General features: G+C 66.9%; 15 protein-coding genes. 9 read left to right on the top strand and 6 right to left on the bottom strand.

All coding sequences use genetic code 11. The features are described 5' to 3' along the window. Positions 1-70 precede the first annotated feature (70 nt). Entirely contained in the window at positions 71-595 is a 525-nt protein-coding gene (locus QSJ19_RS13090; RefSeq protein ID WP_286320985.1) for a hypothetical protein, read from the top strand. A gap of 222 nt (positions 596-817) precedes the next feature. Then, positions 818-2,284 carry a DHA2 family efflux MFS transporter permease subunit gene (locus QSJ19_RS13085; protein WP_286320983.1) on the top strand — a complete coding sequence of 489 codons (1,467 nt, stop codon included), beginning with the start codon at positions 818-820 and terminating at the stop codon, positions 2,282-2,284. Here QSJ19_RS13085 and QSJ19_RS13080 read toward each other — a convergent pair. The 3 genes from QSJ19_RS13080 to QSJ19_RS13070 form a co-directional block, all read right to left on the bottom strand. Then, a complete protein-coding gene (locus QSJ19_RS13080; RefSeq protein ID WP_286320981.1) occupies positions 2,242-3,393 on the bottom strand; it encodes an RNA polymerase sigma factor in 1,152 nt (383 codons plus the stop codon). The genes QSJ19_RS13085 and QSJ19_RS13080 overlap by 43 nt on opposite strands. Positions 3,394-3,410: 17 nt before the next feature. Then, a complete protein-coding gene (locus tag QSJ19_RS13075) occupies positions 3,411-3,809 on the bottom strand; it encodes a YciI family protein (RefSeq protein WP_286320979.1) in 399 nt (132 codons plus the stop codon). 72 nt (positions 3,810-3,881) lie between these two features. Next, on the bottom strand, positions 3,882-4,364 hold the full coding sequence (locus tag QSJ19_RS13070) for an SRPBCC family protein (protein ID WP_286320978.1): 483 nt from the start codon (positions 4,362-4,364) through the stop codon (positions 3,882-3,884). 325 nt (positions 4,365-4,689) lie between these two features. Here QSJ19_RS13070 and lon point away from each other — a divergent pair, with 325 nt between their 5' ends. Continuing rightward, entirely contained in the window at positions 4,690-7,017 is a 2,328-nt protein-coding gene (gene lon, locus QSJ19_RS13065) for an endopeptidase La (protein WP_286320977.1), read from the top strand. Positions 7,018-7,106: 89 nt separating this feature from the next. Here lon and QSJ19_RS13060 read toward each other — a convergent pair whose 3' ends face one another. Further along, positions 7,107-7,748 carry a TetR/AcrR family transcriptional regulator gene (locus tag QSJ19_RS13060; RefSeq protein ID WP_286320975.1) on the bottom strand — a complete coding sequence of 214 codons (642 nt, stop codon included), beginning with the start codon at positions 7,746-7,748 and terminating at the stop codon, positions 7,107-7,109. A 422-nt stretch (positions 7,749-8,170) separates the two neighbouring features. Between QSJ19_RS13060 and dnaK the strand changes: the two genes are divergently transcribed. The 5 genes from dnaK to QSJ19_RS13035 all read left to right on the top strand — a co-directional run bounded on the left by dnaK (position 8,171) and on the right by QSJ19_RS13035 (position 13,506). Then, positions 8,171-10,030 (top strand): molecular chaperone DnaK, encoded by a 1,860-nt coding sequence (dnaK, locus tag QSJ19_RS13055; protein WP_286320974.1) that lies wholly within the window; start codon positions 8,171-8,173, stop codon positions 10,028-10,030. Beyond that, positions 10,027-10,620: a nucleotide exchange factor GrpE gene (grpE, locus tag QSJ19_RS13050; RefSeq protein WP_286320973.1), complete on the top strand. Its 594-nt coding sequence runs from the start codon at positions 10,027-10,029 to the stop codon at positions 10,618-10,620. Before dnaK ends, grpE begins: the two co-directional genes overlap by 4 nt. Before the next feature lie 110 nt (positions 10,621-10,730). Further along, a complete protein-coding gene (dnaJ, locus tag QSJ19_RS13045) occupies positions 10,731-11,939 on the top strand; it encodes a molecular chaperone DnaJ (protein ID WP_286320971.1) in 1,209 nt (402 codons plus the stop codon). A gap of 2 nt (positions 11,940-11,941) precedes the next feature. Then, positions 11,942-12,337: a heat shock protein transcriptional repressor HspR gene (locus QSJ19_RS13040; RefSeq protein WP_286321086.1), complete on the top strand. Its 396-nt coding sequence runs from the start codon at positions 11,942-11,944 to the stop codon at positions 12,335-12,337. 68 nt (positions 12,338-12,405) lie between these two features. Then, on the top strand, positions 12,406-13,506 hold the full coding sequence (locus QSJ19_RS13035) for a hypothetical protein (protein ID WP_286320968.1): 1,101 nt from the start codon (positions 12,406-12,408) through the stop codon (positions 13,504-13,506). Positions 13,507-13,536: 30 nt separating this feature from the next. On the opposite strand, the gene QSJ19_RS13030 is transcribed toward QSJ19_RS13035, so the two are convergent. Further along, positions 13,537-14,685 carry an FAD-binding oxidoreductase gene (locus tag QSJ19_RS13030; protein ID WP_286321084.1) on the bottom strand — a complete coding sequence of 383 codons (1,149 nt, stop codon included), beginning with the start codon at positions 14,683-14,685 and terminating at the stop codon, positions 13,537-13,539. A gap of 132 nt (positions 14,686-14,817) precedes the next feature. On the opposite strand from QSJ19_RS13030, the gene QSJ19_RS13025 reads away from it, so the two are divergent. After that, complete coding sequence (locus tag QSJ19_RS13025; RefSeq protein WP_286320966.1) at positions 14,818-15,942, top strand: amidohydrolase family protein; 1,125 nt, start codon at positions 14,818-14,820, stop codon at positions 15,940-15,942. 180 nt (positions 15,943-16,122) lie between these two features. On the opposite strand, the gene QSJ19_RS13020 is transcribed toward QSJ19_RS13025, so the two are convergent. Next, entirely contained in the window at positions 16,123-17,628 is a 1,506-nt protein-coding gene (locus QSJ19_RS13020; RefSeq protein ID WP_286320964.1) for an amino acid permease, read from the bottom strand. Between the last annotated feature and the right edge of the window lie 136 nt (positions 17,629-17,764).

The raw sequence follows: 17,764 nt of genomic DNA, 5'->3' as shown, positions 1-17,764 counted from the left end.
AGGCGTCGATAGGGTCCTACGACATGGGGGAAAGTCACACCAGTCACACCAGTAACAAGTAGGAGAAGCTATGCGTCGTCATGTCCTCGTCCGGTGGGCCGTTTCCCTGATCGCTCTGTGCGCCATCGCCGGCATGGTGCCCGCGGTGGCCGACGCGCAGCCTCGACCCGGTGCTGTGCAGGTCGTCGGCGTGGCGAAGGGCGTCGGCTATTCCATCAAGGTCACCGGCCGTGACATCGCCTATACCGTCACCAACGTGCCCAGGGTGAACGTGCTGATCCCCGGAGCATGCACCACCGCCGTCATCGACGCGGTGAAGGCCGCCCCGATCGTCGGTACGGACATCATCGCGCTGGTTCAGGGGCAGAGCGTGGACGTGGTCAAGTTGCTCACCGAACTCAACGACGCGAAGGCCGTCGTGGCCACCGATCTGGCGAAGTTCGCCGACCGGAACGGGACGGTCACGCATACGTTCAAGGGCCTGCCCGACGGTCTGTACGCCGTCATGAGCGTCTGCAATCTGAACCGGAACCTGTACGGTCTCACCGGTGCGTTCATCATGGGCGAGGGTCTCGACTACGGGTCTTCCGCCTAGAGGCGCCACGCGTGACGACGATCGGTCAGGAATCGAGAAGCCCTGACCGTCGTCGACTCCTTCCTGTATCCCCCGTCGATGCCGACGCGACTGTCCTCAAACCGGCCAGGAAGTCGTTCTGGGCATACGGCGATCGCGATACACAGCAATAGTCCGCGCCGTGCGCGGACTATTGCTGTGTAATCGGGAGTGGATGAGTCGTCCAGAGGCCAGGAGCCGCACGTGAGAAGTTCCACGGGCATCCCCGCATCGTCGGCCACCGGACGATGGCTGATTGCCGCCGCCGTACTCGGCTCGGGTGTCGCGTTCCTCGACGGCACGGTGGTCAACGTCGCGCTGCCCGCCATCGCCCGCGATCTCGACACCGGCCTCAGTGGTCAGCAGTGGGTGCTCGACGGGTACCTGCTCACGTTGAGCGCCCTGCTGCTGGCCGGGGGCGCGGCGGGCGATCGATACGGCCGACGACGCGTGTTCATCGTCGGACTCGGAGTATTCGCGGTCGCGTCGATGGCGTGTGGGCTGGCGCCGAACGTCGAGTGGCTGATCATCGCGCGGATCCTGCAGGGAGTCGGTGCGGCCGCGGTCGTCCCCGGCAGCCTTGCGCTCATCGATGCGGAGATCTCCGTCGAGGATCGCGGCCGGGCGATCGGCCTGTGGGCGGGGATGTCCGGTGCGACGAGTGCACTGGGCCCCTTCGTCGGTGGATGGCTCGTCGATGCCGTCTCCTGGCGCTGGGTGTTCTTCATCAGCGTCCCACTCGCCGTCGGCGCGATGTGGATCGCACAGCGCCACGTCCCGGAGTCGCGAGACCGGGCGATCACCGGACCTCTCGATCTGGCCGGCGCCGTAGCTGTCGTCGTCGGACTGACCGGCGTCGTCTATGCACTCATCGAGGGGCCGGCACAGGGCTGGGGCGCAATGGTTCTGGTCGCCGCGGCGGTCGGCGTACTCGCCCTCGTCGCCTTCCTCGTGATCGAGATGCGTGCCGCGAATCCGCTGCTGCCCCTAGGACTGTTCCGGTCGTGGCAGTTCACCGGCGCCAATCTGACCACCTTGACCGTGTATGCAGCACTTGGTGGTGCACTGTTCCTCCTCGCGCTGCAACTGCAGCAGAGCCTCGGCTACACCGCGTTGCAGGCCGGGGTGGCGACAGTGCCGTTCACCATCGTCATGCTGTTCGGGTCACCGCTGTCCGGGAAGATCGCGCAACTCACCGGGCCGCGTCTACCGATGACGGTCGGCCCGTTGGTCGCCGGGGCCGGACTCGCGCTGATGGTGCGGATCGTGCCCGGCGCCGGCTATGTGTCCGCGGTGCTGCCCGCCGTTCTGGTGTTCGGTCTCGGCATGACGATCACGGTCGCGCCGTTGACGGCGGCCGCACTCGGTGCGGTGGGTCCCGAACACGCCGGCACGGCGTCGGGGGTCAACAATGCCGTGGCCAGGGTCGCCGGCCTGCTGGCCGTCGCGGTCCTGCCCGTGATCGCGGGGATCGAGGCCGGGCCGGGACAACCGCTCGGCGACGGCTTCGGTACCGCGATGGCGATCTCCGCCGCATGCTGCGCCGCAGGCGGTCTCGTCGCGGCCGTGAGCATCCGGACGGGTTCGGGTTTCACGCCGCACATCCAGCCGACGCCGGAGCACGCGTGTCAGCGCCCCGAGCCCGCTCCCGACCCACATCGCGCTGCCTGACGGACCAGGTGATCGCGCTCGGCGGCGTTCGTCGCCCGCCGGGCCGCCGAGGCGTACGCCGTTGCGGCGACGGCGAGTTCGCTCGTGCGCTGGTGGAGATAGGCCGAAGCCGCGTCGAACCGTGGGACGTCGGGGTCGATGTCGGCGAGCGCGGCCAGGCCGGCATGCGGACCGTCGGCCTCCCCGACGGCCACTGCCCGATTCAACTGCACCACAGGTGAATCCGTGAGCGACACCAGCTCGTCGTACCACTCGACGATCTGCACCCAGTCGGTCTCGTCGGCACGTTGCGCATCGGCGTGCAGAGCGGCGATCGCCGCCTGCGCCTGGTATTCGCCCAACCGGTCGCGGGCCAACGCCGACTGCAGGATCTCCACGCCCCGAGCGATCATCACGGTGTCCCACAGCGTCCGGTCCTGATCGGCGAGCGGGATGAGTCTGCCCGACGGCTCGGTGCGCGCGGCTCGCCGGGCATGGTGTAGCAGCATGAGCGCCAGCAGACCGCGGACCTCCGGCTCGTCGAGGAGATCGGACAGTTGTGAGGTCACCCGGATGGCTTCGGACGCGAGGTCGATCTCGCCCGAATAGCCCTCGTTGAACAGTAGATACAGCACGTGCAGGACGGTCGACGCGTCGCCGGGCCGATCCAGTCGGACTCCGGCGATGCGCTGCTTGGCGCGGCTGATCCGCTGGGCCATCGTGGCCTCCGGGACCATATACGCCGTCGCGATCTGGGCGGTGGTCAGCCCCGCGACCGCGCGCAGCGTCAGCGCGATCGCCGACGCCGTCGCCAACGACGGGTGGGCGCAGAGGAAGTACAGCCACAAGGTGTCGTCGCTGTCGGAGACCGTCTCGAGTTCCGGCTCGCGCGCGTCGAGTTCCTGGCGTGCCGTGCGTGCGTCGTCGCTGCGGACCTGGTCGAGGAACTTGCGCCAGGCCACCGTCACCAGCCACGCCTTCGGCTCGCGGGGTGGATAGTCGGGCCAGACCTCCAGCGCCCGGACGAGGGCGGACTGGACGGCGTCCTCGGCCGACGCGAAATCTGCTCCGCGCCGGACGAGGACACCGATCACCGACGGGATCAGCTCGCTGAGCCCGGTCGTGTCCATGGCGTGATTCTCGGATGTCACTCGGTGATGGACGGCGGTTCCGACATGACCGGCCGGAGCTCGAGCCACTCGCCGAGGGGCTTGCCCTCGGCGCCCGGCGCCGCCGACAACTCGCCCGCCAGCTCGAGGGCCCGGTCGTAGGTGTCGACATCGATGATCATCCAGCCCGCGATCAGATCCTTGGTCTCGGCGAACGGACCGTCGGTGACGGGCGGGCGGCCCTCGCCGTCGTAGCGGACCCACACGCCGTCCTCGGCGAGCGCGTCGCTGCTGACGAACTCGCCCGAATCCTGCAGCTTCGACGCGAAATCCTGCATGTATTTGATGTGCGCGTCCCATTCCGCGGACGTCTCGGGGATCCCGTTGGTCGGGGTCTTGCCGCCGCGATAGTGCTTGAGAAGCAGGTACTTGGCCATCGATCTCTCCTTTGGTCCGACGCGACCATTCTGGCCGCGTTCATCCCTGAGACGGAGCCGAGTCGGGATTCTCTACATCCACCCGGACTCGGCCAGCTTCGTAAGATGATCGAGCGAGTCGGACAGGTGGTCCGGGCCGAACGGCGGGAAATCGATGTACTCGCGAACCCGGTCCGGTACGGCGGACCAGTCGTACACGAGGGTGACGTCGGTGCCGGCCCCGTCGTTCGACGACAACTCGTATCCCCATGTCCACCCGCCGAACTCGAGCCCGCCGTCGTCGGTGCGGTTACCTGGTCGCCAGGTGATGGTCCGCGGGGCATCGAAGACGATGACCTGATTGGTCACCTGGTACTCCCCGTCGGGGTGATTCGGGTGGTACATCTTCATCCCGAAGACCTGGCCCACCGCGGTCAGCGGCTCGGGGTCGAGTGGTGTCTGCACCCAGCCGGTGCCGTCGATCGCTGCGTGCGTCGTCGGGTCGGCCAGGACCGCGAACACATCGTCGGCGGAGGCGGCGATAGTGCGGGTCGCGCGGATGGTCTCCGAACTCATCTCGAGTCCTTTCACGGTGGAGTGCTTTCACGGTGGAGCAGGTGGTGCATGGTCTGACTGTCTGGTCCGCCAGAACTCATCGTTCAACACGGAACGTCGCAGACCCGTGCGAGGCGATGAACGACGCTGCGGCAGCTACCGCATCTGTCGGGCGCCACCTTCGTACCGGCGAAGGTGGATGCTGACAGATGAGGCAGCTGCAATCGGCGTCGGTGCACCGACAGCCCAGCGGGTGCGCTCGCAATTCCGCCCGTGGCGAAATATCCCTGGGAACAAACATCCCGCCACCAGGGTTGAGTCGGTGAGACTGAACTTTGGAGGTTACATGTCACAGACATACTCGGTGCCCGTCCTGTTCGTTCCTGACCTGGTCGTCCTGCCCGGCATGGTTGTGCCGATCCCGCTCGACGACGCCGCTCAGGCGACGGTGGACGCCGCCCGGTCCAGTGAGTCCGGGAAACTACTAATCGCGCCGCGCCTGGACGACCGGTACCCGACCCATGGCGTGATCGCCTCGATCGTGCAGGTCGGCCGTATCCCCGGTGGTCAGACCGCCGCCGTCGTCAAGGGGGAGAAGCGTGCCCACATCGGCACCGGTACCCCTGGCAACGGGGCCGGCCTCTGGGTCGAGGTGACCGAGGTCGACGACCCCGAGGTGACCGCAGAGGTGAAGGCCCAGGCGGCCGAGTACAAGAAGCTCGTGCTGGCCATGCTGCAACGTCGCGAGGCGTGGCAGATCATCGACGCGGTCAACAAGATGACCGATCCGTCCGACCTCGCCGACACGTCCGGCTATTCGTCCTGGCTCGACGACGTCCAGAAGCGACAGCTGCTCGAGACGCCGGATGTGGGCGACCGCCTCGGCCTGCTGATCGACTGGACCAGTGAGCATCTCGCCGAGACCGAGGTCAGCGACAAGATAGCCGACGACGTCCGCAACGGGATGGAGAAGCAGCAGAAGGAGTTCCTGCTCCGCCAGCAGCTCGCCGCCATTCGCAAGGAACTCGGCGAGGACGAACCCGAGGGCGCCGACGACTACCGCGGACGTGTCGAGTCCGCCGACCTGCCCGAGAAGGTCCGCGAGGTGGCGCTACGTGAGGTCGGCAAGCTGGAACGCGCGAGCGACCAGTCGCCCGAGACCGGGTGGATCCGGACCTGGTTGGACACTGTCCTCGACCTGCCGTGGAACGAACGCACCGACGACTCGTCGGACATCACGGGTGCCCGCGAGATCCTCGACGCCGATCATCACGGGCTCGACGACGTCAAGGACCGGATCGTCGAGTACCTGGCCGTGCGCGCCCGGCGTGCCGGACGTGGCCTGCAGGTCGTCGGCGGCCGTGGTTCCGGCGCCGTGATGGTGCTGGCCGGTCCTCCCGGCGTCGGCAAGACGTCACTCGGTGAGAGCGTCGCGCGAGCACTCGGACGAAAGTTCGTGCGTGTCGCCCTGGGTGGCGTCCGCGACGAGGCGGAGATCCGGGGTCACCGGCGCACCTACGTCGGTGCCCTGCCGGGTCGCATCGTGCGGGCCATCGGTGAGGCGGGCTCGATGAATCCCGTTGTGCTGCTGGACGAGATCGACAAGGTCGGCTCCGACTACCGCGGTGACCCCGCGGCGGCGCTGCTCGAGGTGCTCGATCCGGCGCAGAACCACACGTTCCGCGACCACTACCTGGATCTGGATCTCGATCTGTCCGACGTCCTGTTCCTGGCCACCGCCAACGTCGTCGAGAACATCCCGTCGGCGCTGCTGGACCGCATGGAGCTGGTGACCATCGACGGCTACACCGAAGACGACAAGGTGGCCATCGCGCGCGACTACCTGCTGCCACGGCAGGCCGAGCGTGCGGCGCTGAGGTCCGACGAGGCGTCCGTCACCGACGGTGCACTCCGTGAGATCGCGGCCAATTACACGCGGGAGCCCGGTGTGCGACAGTTCGAACGGCTGCTCGCCAAGCTGCTCCGCAAGGCGGCCACCAACCTCGAGTCCGGAAAGGCCCAGGCGCCCATCGAGATCGGCGAGTCCGACCTCACCGACTACCTCGGCCGGCCACGGTTCACGCCGGAGTCGGAGGAGCGCACGGCCGTGCCGGGTGTGGCAACGGGTTTGGCGGTCACCGGCATGGGCGGCGACGTTTTGTTCATCGAGACCAATGCGGTCGACGGTGAGCCCGGACTCAAGCTCACCGGCCAGTTGGGTGACGTCATGAAGGAATCCGCACAGATCGCCCTGTCCTACGTGCGGGCACACGCCGAGCAACTCGGCGTCGACCCGTCGGCGTTGAACAAGACGATCCATGTGCACGTCCCCGCGGGCGCGGTGCCCAAGGACGGGCCGAGTGCCGGAGTGACGATGGTGACGGCCCTGGTGTCGATGGTGACCGGTCGCAAGGTGCGCGCCGACGTCGGCATGACCGGAGAGGTCACGCTGAACGGACGCGTGCTCCCGATCGGTGGGGTCAAGCAGAAACTGCTTGCCGCGCAACGCAACGGGCTGTCGACGGTGTTCATCCCGCAGCGTAACGAGCCCGACCTGGACGACGTCCCGGCCGAGGTGCTCGACGCGCTCGAGGTGAAGCCGATGGTCGACGTCGCCGACATCATCGCCGAGGCGTTGGAGCCGGCCGTCGAACAGGCTGCCTCAGCTGCCTGATCGGCAGACGCCGTCATGGTGAACGGGCCGCGGCGACAGTCGGTGTCGCCGCGCCCCGTCGCTTGTTGTCCGGTGTGGTGTGAGTGCCGTCAGAAGTGAGACGGCCGCGAGAAGCCGGCCTGGTCCGACCACTGCGACGACTCGCTGCCGATCGTGCAGATGTGCGACATCGCCATGTAGACCATCGGGCGGGTGACCGTGTCGAGTTTGCCGAGGACGAGCTGCTGGATGAGGCCGTCCATGAGCGCGACGACCAGGTTCGCCGCGTCCTCGGGACGTTCGGGCCGGAACGCGGTGCCGACGGCGACCGAGAGCTGCACGAGCTCGTTGCGGTGTTCGTTGATCATGTCCGCGAGTTCGGGATAGAACTGCGCTTCGACGAGCAGCGCGTGCCGTGCCGTCACCACGTTGCGGCCCTGATGGCGCGACGTCTCCACGAAGACGGTGCCGCACTCGACGACCTCGTCGGAGGAGTGGGGACCCGGAGCCATGAGCGGTCCGAACGCCTCCATCGCGATGTTGCGCAGCTGCGCGTGGACGGTCTCGAGGGCGAGCGCGAGAAGGCGGCTGCGCGTCGACGCGTAATAGTTTACCGACCCTGGTGCGAACCCGGCGGTCTCGTCGACGGTCCGGTGGGTGAGGGCGCGGATGCCCTGGGTCGCGATGATCTCCACCGCTGCCTCACCGAACTTGCTCCGACGCTCACCCCGACGCTGCTTGGGGAGATCCATGGCGCTCCTCTCTACCTGTTGCACTTCGCCCGGCCCCGACTATCCGTTACTGGTGCGCGGTAGACGCCCGCCTGCTTGAGCGTCACTCATGTTACGAGCGTCCGGTCAGCGACGGCAGGTCTGTGCGACTGCTGTCACGTTCGGCCTGTGGTGTGCCCGACATCATGATCATGGACGATTGTCCAGAAAAATATGCGTGGGCGGGAACATTTGCCGAACATCCCCCGTTGACCCCAGTGAGAAACTTGAGTCTGATCGGCTCAACCCGGTTGACTCCGGCGACATGTTTGGTTAGAACATGAGTCGGACGCACTGAAGTTCGGGCCCTATCAGGTTTCGACGAACATCCAGGCTCGCGCAGAACGTGGCGCGGGCCCGGCCACGCACTTGGGTGCAGACCCATGAACTAGGAGGAAACACACATGTCTCGTGCTGTTGGAATCGATCTCGGCACCACCAACTCGGTGGTCTCCGTGCTCGAAGGCGGCGAGCCCGCCGTCATCGCCAACGCCGAAGGCTCCCGCACGACCCCGTCGGTCGTCGCGTTTGCGCGCAACGGCGAGGTGCTGGTCGGGCAGCCGGCGAAGAACCAGGCGGTCACCAACGTCGACCGCACCATCCGGTCCGTCAAGCGCCACATGGGCGAGGGCGACTGGTCCGTCGAGATCGACGACAAGAAGTACACCCCGCAGGAGATCAGCGCGCGCACGCTCATGAAGCTGAAGCGTGACGCCGAGTCATACCTGGGTGAGGACGTCACCGATGCGGTCATCACCGTGCCGGCCTACTTCAACGACGCCCAGCGTCAGGCCACCAAGGAAGCCGGGCAGATCGCAGGTCTCAACGTCCTGCGCATCGTCAACGAGCCGACCGCGGCAGCCCTGGCCTACGGCCTCGACAAGGGCGAGAAGGAACAGACCATCCTGGTCTTCGACCTCGGTGGCGGTACGTTCGACGTCTCGCTGCTCGAGATCGGCGACGGTGTCGTGGAGGTACGTGCCACCTCGGGTGACAACAACCTCGGTGGCGACGACTGGGATCAGCGGATCGTCGACTGGCTCGTCGACAAGTTCAAGAGCCAGAACGGCATCGACCTGACCAAGGACAAGATGGCGATGCAGCGTCTGCGTGAGGCTGCGGAGAAGGCCAAGATCGAACTGTCTGCCTCGCAGAGCACGTCGATCAACCTCCCGTACATCACCGTCGACGCCGAGAAGAACCCGCTGTTCCTCGATGAGCAGCTGTCCCGCAGTGAGTTCCAGAAGATCACCTCGGACCTGCTCGAGCGCACCCGGTCGCCGTTCCAGGCGGTCATCAAGGACGCCGGCATCTCCGTCGGCGACATCGATCACGTGGTGCTGGTCGGCGGGTCGACCCGCATGCCCGCGGTCACCGAGCTCGTCAAGGAACTGACCGGTGGTCAGGAGCCCAACAAGGGCGTGAACCCGGATGAGGTCGTGGCGGTCGGCGCCGCCCTGCAGGCAGGTGTCCTGCGCGGCGAGGTCAAGGACGTGCTGCTGCTCGACGTCACCCCGCTCTCCCTCGGTATCGAGACCAAGGGTGGCGTGATGCACAAGCTCATCGAGCGCAACACCACCATCCCGACCAAGCGGTCGGAGACCTACACCACCGCAGAGGACAACCAGCCGTCGGTGCAGATCCAGGTCTATCAGGGTGAGCGCGAGATCGCGTCGCACAACAAGCTGCTCGGTTCGTTCGAGCTCGGCGGCATCGCTCCTGCGCCGCAGGGTGTCCCGCAGATCGAGGTGACCTTCGACATCGATGCCAACGGCATCGTGCACGTCACCGCGAAGGACAAGGGCACCGGCAAGGAGAACTCGATCCGCATCCAGGATGGTTCCGGCCTGAGCAAGGACGAGATCGACCGGATGATCAAGGACGCCGAGGCCCACGCCGACGAGGACCGCAAGCGTCGCGAGGAGGCCGAGACCCGCAACCAGGCGGAGTCGCTGGTCAACCAGACCGAGAAGTTCCTCAAGGACTCCGACGACAAGGTCCCGGCCGAGCTGAAGACCAAGGTCGAGGGTTCGATCGAGGGTGTTCGCGAGGCGCTCAAGGGAACCGACATCGGCGCGATCAAGACGGCCGTGGAGAAGCTGACCACCGACTCGCAGGAGCTGGGTCAGGCGATCTACGCGGCATCGGCTGCCGAGTCGCCCAATGGTGACGCCCCCGAGGGTGGCGCCGCAGGCGACAGCGACAACGACGTCGTCGACGCCGAGGTCGTGGACGAGCCCTCCAACTCCGGAGACAACAAGTGACCGCTGGGGGGCCGGAAGGCGCCCGTACGGAGGAGCCGGTGACGGTGACCGATCGTCGTCGTATCGACCCGGAAACGGGTGAGGTACGCGATGATCCGGCCGCCGGCCCGGGTCCGGCGGAAGCCGAACCGGTCGTCGACGACGTGCCTGCCACCGATTCCGTCGACCCCGAGGTCGCGGAACTGACGGCGGCCCTGCAGCGCGAGCGCGCACAGTTCGCCAACTTCAAGCGGCGTGCCGCGGAAGAGAGGCAGGGATCGGTCGCCTATGGCAAGCAACTGCTGATCGACAAGCTGCTGCCCGTGCTCGACGATCTCGACCGTGCCCGTGAGCACGGTGACCTCGAGAGCGGTCCGCTGCGCGGTGTGGCCGACAAGTTGGCCGGCGCGCTCAGCAGTGAGGGGCTCGCCAAGTTCGGCGAACCGGGCGACGCGTTCGACCCAGAACTCCACGAGGCCGTCCAGCACGACGGCGACGGGGCGACTCCGGTGATCGGCGCGGTGTACCGGGCCGGCTACCGGCTCGGCGAGAAGGTGATCCGCACCGCGATGGTGACCGTCACCGACCCGGCCGAAACTGGTGCACAATAAGCCGCAACATTCTGTGCCTGCCCGGCGACGCGAGCGCCGCGTCGCCGGGCAGCGCAGTCTCCATGACAACTACATCCAGACAACTGATACATCGAAGGAGGTGACGTCTGGTGGCTCCACAACGGGAGTGGTTGGAACAAGACTTCTACAAGGACCTGGGCGTTGCTTCTGACGCTTCGGCTGAAGAGATCAAGAAGGCCTACCGCAAGCTCGCCCGCGAGCTGCACCCGGACGCGAATCCGGGCGACGCGGCGGCCGAGGAGCGCTTCAAGCGGGTGTCCGAAGCCCACAGCGTGCTGGCCGATCCCGAGAAGCGTAAAGAGTACGACGAGACCCGCGCGATGTTCGCCGGTGGGCGATTCCGCGGCGGGGGCAACGGATTTCCCGGGGGCTTCCCCGGTGGTGGGGGAACGACCTATACGACGACCGGTGGCGGCGACTTCGACCTCGGTGACCTGTTCGGCAACGCCGGTGGCGGCGCCGGATCGGCGGGCGGCGGAGGTTTCGGCGACCTGTTCGAGGGTCTGTTCAACCGCGGCGGCCAGCGGTCCTCGACGGCCACCCGGCCGAAGCGCGGCAACGACCTCGAGACCGAGACAACACTCAGCTTCAAGGATGCGGCGCAGGGCACCACGGTTCCGCTGCGGGTGACGAGCCCGTCGCCGTGCACCACATGTCACGGCAGCGGTGCCAAGCCCGGCACGAGTCCGCGGGTGTGCCCGAACTGCAACGGTTCCGGATTCGTCAGCCGCAATCAGGGCGCCTTCGGGTTCAGCGAGCCGTGCCAGGACTGCCAGGGCACCGGATCGCGGATCGACGACCCGTGCACCGACTGCGACGGCAGCGGCGTCAAGGTCCGGGCCCGCACCATCAACGTCCGCATCCCCGCGGGTGTCGAGGACGGCCAGCGCATCCGACTGGCCGGCCAGGGCGAGGCAGGGCGTCGAGGAGCGCCGTCGGGCGACCTCTACGTCGTCGTCCACGTGACCGCCGACAAGGTGTTCACGCGCAGCGGCAACGATCTCAAAGTGCAGCTGCCGGTGAGCATCTCCGAGCTGGTGCTCGGGGCGACGGTCTCGGTGCCCACGCTCGACGGCAGCGTCGGCGTCAAGATCCCGGCGAACACCACCGACGGCCGGACCCTGCGGGTGCGCGGACGCGGTGTGCCCAAGCGATCCGGTGGTGCAGGCGACCTCCTGGTCACCGTCAAGGTGGCCGTGCCGCCCACGCTCGACGACGCCGCGGTCGAGGCAATGCGCAGGTATGCCGAGGCCGAGAAGGCGAGCGGTTTCGATCCTCGCGCCGGGTGGGGGCGATGATGATGGCCGGCAACTACGAGACGGACTCGGCCGCGACCTTCATGATCTCGGTCGCCGCCGAACTCGCCGGCATGCACGCCCAGACCCTGCGGACCTATGACCGATTGGGTCTGGTGACGCCGCAGCGCACGAGTGGCGGCGGACGCCGCTACTCGTCGCGCGACGTCGAACTGCTCCGCGAGATCCAGCGCCTCTCCCAGGAGGAGGGCGTCAACCTGGCCGGGATCAAGCGGATCATCGACCTCAGCAATCAGGTCGACGCACTCCAGCGGCGCGTCCGTGAGTTGCAGGCCGACCTCGACAACGCCGGTGCGCGGCGTGGGGGCGAGCTCGTCCCGGTGCCGCGGACCAGCGCGCTGGTCGTGTGGCAACCCCGTCGCAAGCGCAACGCCGACTGATCGCTTGTCCCGGGCACCCGCTACCCTGACTCGGGACCAACGGCACAGACAGGGCAGACGGGACAGACATGGCCGACACGACGAGCGACCGCGCGGCGAGCGGCTCTCCGACGGCCGGTTCGATCCTCGGGATCTCGGTCGTCGAGGATCAGGTCTGCTCGGTCGTCCGCAGCGCGGACGGTGACATCGTCGCCAGCAACCTGGTCGACCTGCCCGATCCCTCCGCGCAGAGCGCCGAATCGGCCATCCACGAGCTCATCGATTCCGTGCCGTACGAGATCGACCGCATCGGCATCGCGTGTGCCCGTCCGGCCACCCAGAGTTATCTCCAGACAGCCATGTCCCCGGGGACGTCGCGGCCCGGTTGGTACGACAAGGTCGTCGTCACCGACCTGCCCGCCGCCCTGGCCGAGGTCGCGAGCGCCATCCCGACGAACAAGGGCATCATCGCCGTCATCGACCTCGATCGGTCGGCGATCCCGTCGCCCGGCTCATCGGTGGTGACGCTGGACTCGGCGACCGGCGAGATCCTCGGCACCGCCGAGTTCGCATACGGATCGCCCGGTCCGGTCACCGACTCGGCACATGCGAGTGCGGTCGCCGACGCGGTCATCGCCGCGCCGGGCGGGTCGTCGGTGACCTCCGTGGTCTGCACCGGCCCCGGCGCCGAGGTGCCCGGCGCGGTCGCGGCTCTGGGCTATGCACTGGCCCGACCCGTGACCGTGGCCGATCAGCCGACGCTGGCGGCGGCCGTCGGCGCCGCCGCGATCGCGTTGCGGCCGGGCGCTGTGCACCGCGGATCGTCGAACCGGCGCTGGTGGATGATCGGTGCGGCCATGGTGGGCGCGCTCGTGCTGGGGGCGATCGCCGCGTCGGCTGTGTTCGCCGGCGTCGACGCCGCCGAGGAACGCTCGGCCCCGACCTCGACGGTCACCCAGACCCCGCCTGCTGTCACCGTGACCAAGACTGCCGATCCGGTCACCGAGACCCGCACCGACGTCGACACCACGACCGTCACGCGGCCACAGCAGACCGTCACACGGACGACGACGGAAACGCAGACCGAGACCGAGACGGCGACCGAAGGCTCGACGGTGACGGTCACCGAGACCCAGACATCGACGGTGACAGCGCTTCCCGACGGCGGCCCAGGCGGCGGACAGCAGTAGCTCCTCGGCCGGTTGTTTCGGGCGTGTGTGTCAGACCGGGTCGTGCTGGATACGGCTCGCGCGCACCCCCGAGATGATCAATCGTCGGCGGGTCGCCTCGATCATGTCCGCCGACCCCGCGAGCAACACCTGATGCTCGTCCCACGGTCCGGCCGCGCTGACCGCGTCGGCCAGCGTGCCGATGTGATGGGAGATCCCGAGTGACTCGGGTGTCGCCACCGACGTGATCCACCACGGATCGGACGTCTCCTCGGACACGGCCGTGATCGTCAGCCACGGATTGGTCGTCGCGATCCGTCGCAGGACCGCCAGATCGTAGAGCTCACCCGGATACCGCATGCCGTAGAAGATGTGGGTCGGAGGCGAATCGGCCCGCTTGGACATCTCGATGAGCAGTGCGCGCAGCGGCGCGAGACCGGTCCCGCCGGCAACCATCAGCACCGGCGACGACCGATCGACGTGCAGCGTGCCGTGGCCCTGCGCGAGGAACCACACGTCGCCGACCCGTGTCTCGCCGACGATCGCCGAGCTGACCGTGCCGCCCTGCACGGCGCGCACGTGGAACTCGAGTTCACCGGCCGGGTTCGGCGGGATCGCGGGTGACAGGTCGCGCCAGGTCTTGGGTCGCTGTGGAATCTGCACCTCGAGATACTGGCCCGGCTCGAACCGCAACGGCGAGGTGGTGAGCAAGCGTACGACTGCGAGGTCGCGGGTGATCCGGAACTTCTCGACCACCTCCGCCGACCACAGGGCCGGGTGCGGAGCGGTCTCCGCAGCACCGCGCATGACACCGGTCGTCAGCATCATCGCCTGGGTCACGGTCTGGGCCGCCTCGTCGTCCCAGTAGTCGCCCAGCAGATGCGCGAACTCGGAGACCAGCGCCTGGTACATGATGCCGTAGTGCTCGGGGAGCACGCCGTACTTGCGATGATCGCGGCCGAGCTGCGCGAGGAGCTCGATCAGTTCGTCGTGGCCGGTGTCGCTCGGGATGACGTCGAGGACGTGATCGATGACGCGATAGAAGGCGTCGCGCTGGCCGGCCATCACCGCCGGAAACAGTTCGCGCAGATCGGGATCGATCGAGAACAACCGGGTGTAGACGTTCGCGGCGAATCGGCCGGGATCGCGGTTGATGAGGTCACGGAGATGATGCAGCGTATGCCGTGAGTGACTCGGCACGACCCGGACACCCCCCTCATCGTCGGACACGGTTCCTCCGCCCAAGGGTAATCAGACTAGCGGTAGATCGACGAGGCGTTACGTTCCATCAATCGATGTCGTATCTGCTTCGGCTGTGGCAGGGTCGAATGTGTGAGCACGCTTGATGGTGTGATTACGGGCATTGTCGATGCCCATCTGCACCAGTGGAATCCGCGGAGCACACCGTGGGCGGCGAATCGTCTGTCCAAGCTCTATCGTTTCGTGCCTGCATTCGGCGATAGGGTCTTCTCGATGGCGGTGTCTCAGGCCGACCGCGAATACGTCCTCACCCCCAGCACGGTCGCCCGTGTCTACGAGCCGATGCAGTACCTCGGCGACGCCTCCGCGGTCACCACGATCGCGGGTGTCCCCATCGACACCGTCGTACACATGGAGTCGCACTGGCGCAGTGATGAGACCGCCGGTCGAGCGGAATCGCCGGCCGGGCGCTCCGCCGTCGAGGAGACGCGCTACGTGATGGGACTGCCGTTCGGTGTCGGGCAGTCGCCGCGGCTCGGGGCCATCGTCGCGCACGCCGACCCACGGTCGGAGAGCTTCGGCGAACTGCTCGACGAGCACAGTGCACTGACCGACAGGGTGCGGGGCATCCGGTGGATCACCACCCGGCATCCCGACCCGAAGATCCGCAACGGCGCCGACGTCGACGGCATTCTCGCATCGACGGCCTTCCTGAAGGGATTCGCCGAGGTGGCCGAGCGTGGCCTCGTCTTCGACGCCTTCGTCTACTCTCATCAGCTCTACGACGTGGTGACGTTGGCGCGCGAGTATCCCGAGGTGACGATCGTCGTCGACCACATGGGTGCGCCGGTCGGCGTGTTCGGTCCGGTCGGGGCCCGTACCGGTGCGACGGCCGGGGCGCGCGCCGACATCCTGCGGTTGTGGCGCGAACGGATGGTGACCCTCGCCGCGTGCCCGAACGTGATGGTGAAGATGTCGGGCCTCGGGCTGCCCGTGCTCGGTTACGGGCGCGAGCGGTGGGGCAACATCGGCAGTCGGGGCACTCTCGCCGAGATGGTCGGGCCGCTCATCGACCACGTCGTCGGACATTTCGGGGCTGACCGCGTGATGTTCGGTTCCAACTTCCCGATCGACAAACCCAACGCGGCGCTGGACATGATCATCGGCGCCCTCGTCGACCTCCTCGCCTCGCGTGGCGACTACGTGTTGGCAAAGGCGTTCCGCGACAACGCGATGCGGGTGTACGGGATCGAGTGAAGTCTCGTGGGCCGTGGTTTCGATACGCGTCGGACTCGCTGGGCTCGTGCCCCTACTCAACCATCAGTGGGAGCCCCTGCTGGTCGGGTAGCCGAGCGACCGTGGCGAATCCAGCGTGTGTCTGTTTGTCGAGTAGTCGTGCGAGCGTAAGCGAGCCCGGCGTATCGAAGACCACCCGCCTCAACTCCCGTCACCCTCGGTGTCGTGGTGGGGATGCGGCCCCTCCGGGACCGGCGGTTGCGGGACGACCGGATACTCGCCGGTGTATCCCTGACGTTGCGCCGCCATCGTCATCACCTTGCCGCGCACGGCATACCAGCCACCGATCAGCAGCGGGATCAGCACGACGATCGCGATCAGATTCCAGATGTTCTCGTAGCACATCAGACCGACGACGGCGGCGAGGAAGACCAGGGTGGCGTAGCTGGTGTACGGAGTGCCGGGCAGTCGGAACGCCGGCCGTGACAGGATGCCCCTCTGCTCCCACCTCCAGAGCTGGATTTGGCAGGCCATGATCATCGCCCACGTCGAGATGATCCCCAATGCGGACAGATCGAGCGCGATGTTGAAGGCGTCCTCGGGGACGAACAGATTCAGGATGATACCGAGCAGGGTCAGCGCACCGGTGAGCGCGATGCCGCCGAACGGCACGCCGTTGCGATTCATCTTGCCGGTGAAGGCCGGCCCGCTGCCGTTCATCGCCATCGATCGCAAGATGCGCCCGGTGGAGTAGAGCCCGGCGTTCAGGCTGGACATCGCCGCGGTCAGGACCACCAGGTTCATGATCCCGCCGGCCGCCGGCACGCCGATCTTGGAGAAGAACGTGACGAACGGACTCTCCCCTTCCTTGAACTCGGTGTAGGGCAACAGCAATGCCAGCAGAAGAAGTGAGCCGACATAGAACACGGCGATCCGCAGGATGACCGAGTTGATCGCGCGTGGCATCACCTTCGGTGGATCCTCGGTCTCGCCGGCCGCGATTCCCACGAGTTCGACTGCAGCATAAGCGAAGATGACACCCGAGGTCACGATGCAGAGCGGGAAGATCCCGACGGGGAACATGCCGCCGTTGTCGGCGATCACCGAGATCCCGGTCTGCTGGCCGTCGATCTCGAAGCGCCCGGCCAGGAACACGATACCGACGACGAGAAAGAGCACGAGTGCGGTGACCTTGATGATCGACGCCCAGAATTCCATCTCGCCGAACAGTTTCACCGAGATGACGTTCATCGTGAGCACGATGCCGAGCGCGATCAGGGCGATCAGCCACTGTGGGATCGCATCGAACATGCCCCAGTAGTGGACGTAGAGGGCCACCGCCGTGACGTCGACGATCGCCGTGGCCGCCCAGTTGAAGAAGTACAGCCACCCGGTGACGAACGCCGTCTTCTCCCCGAAGAACTCGCGCGCATACGACACGAAGGACCCTGACGACGGGCGATGCAGCACGAGTTCGCCGAGGGCGCGGAGGATGAAGAACACGAAGATCCCGCAGATCGCGTACACGATGAACAGGCCGGGGCCGGCGTCGTGCAGACGGCTGCCGGCACCCATGAACAGGCCCGTGCCGATCGCCCCACCGATGGCGATCATCTGGATCTGCCTCGGCTTGAGGCTCTTGTGGTAGCCCTCGTCCTCGTGGGCAAGTGCTGACGTGTCGTAGGACGTCGGTGATTCGGCCGTCATGATCTTCCCTCTGGGTCGGGTGATGCCGGGCATGTCGGGACACGGACCGTGTGACCCTCTTGCCGCGATCAGTGAAGAAACACGAGAGCCCACGCTAACGGTCGTGTGTGAAACCAAATTTCCGGTGATGTAAACA

Source organism: Gordonia sp. ABSL11-1 (genome assembly GCF_030315685.1).
In the GTDB taxonomy this organism is placed as follows: Bacteria; Actinomycetota; Actinomycetes; order Mycobacteriales; family Mycobacteriaceae; genus Gordonia.
Note: the sequence above shows the minus strand (reverse complement) of the source record. Positions and strands in the feature narration are given on the sequence as shown.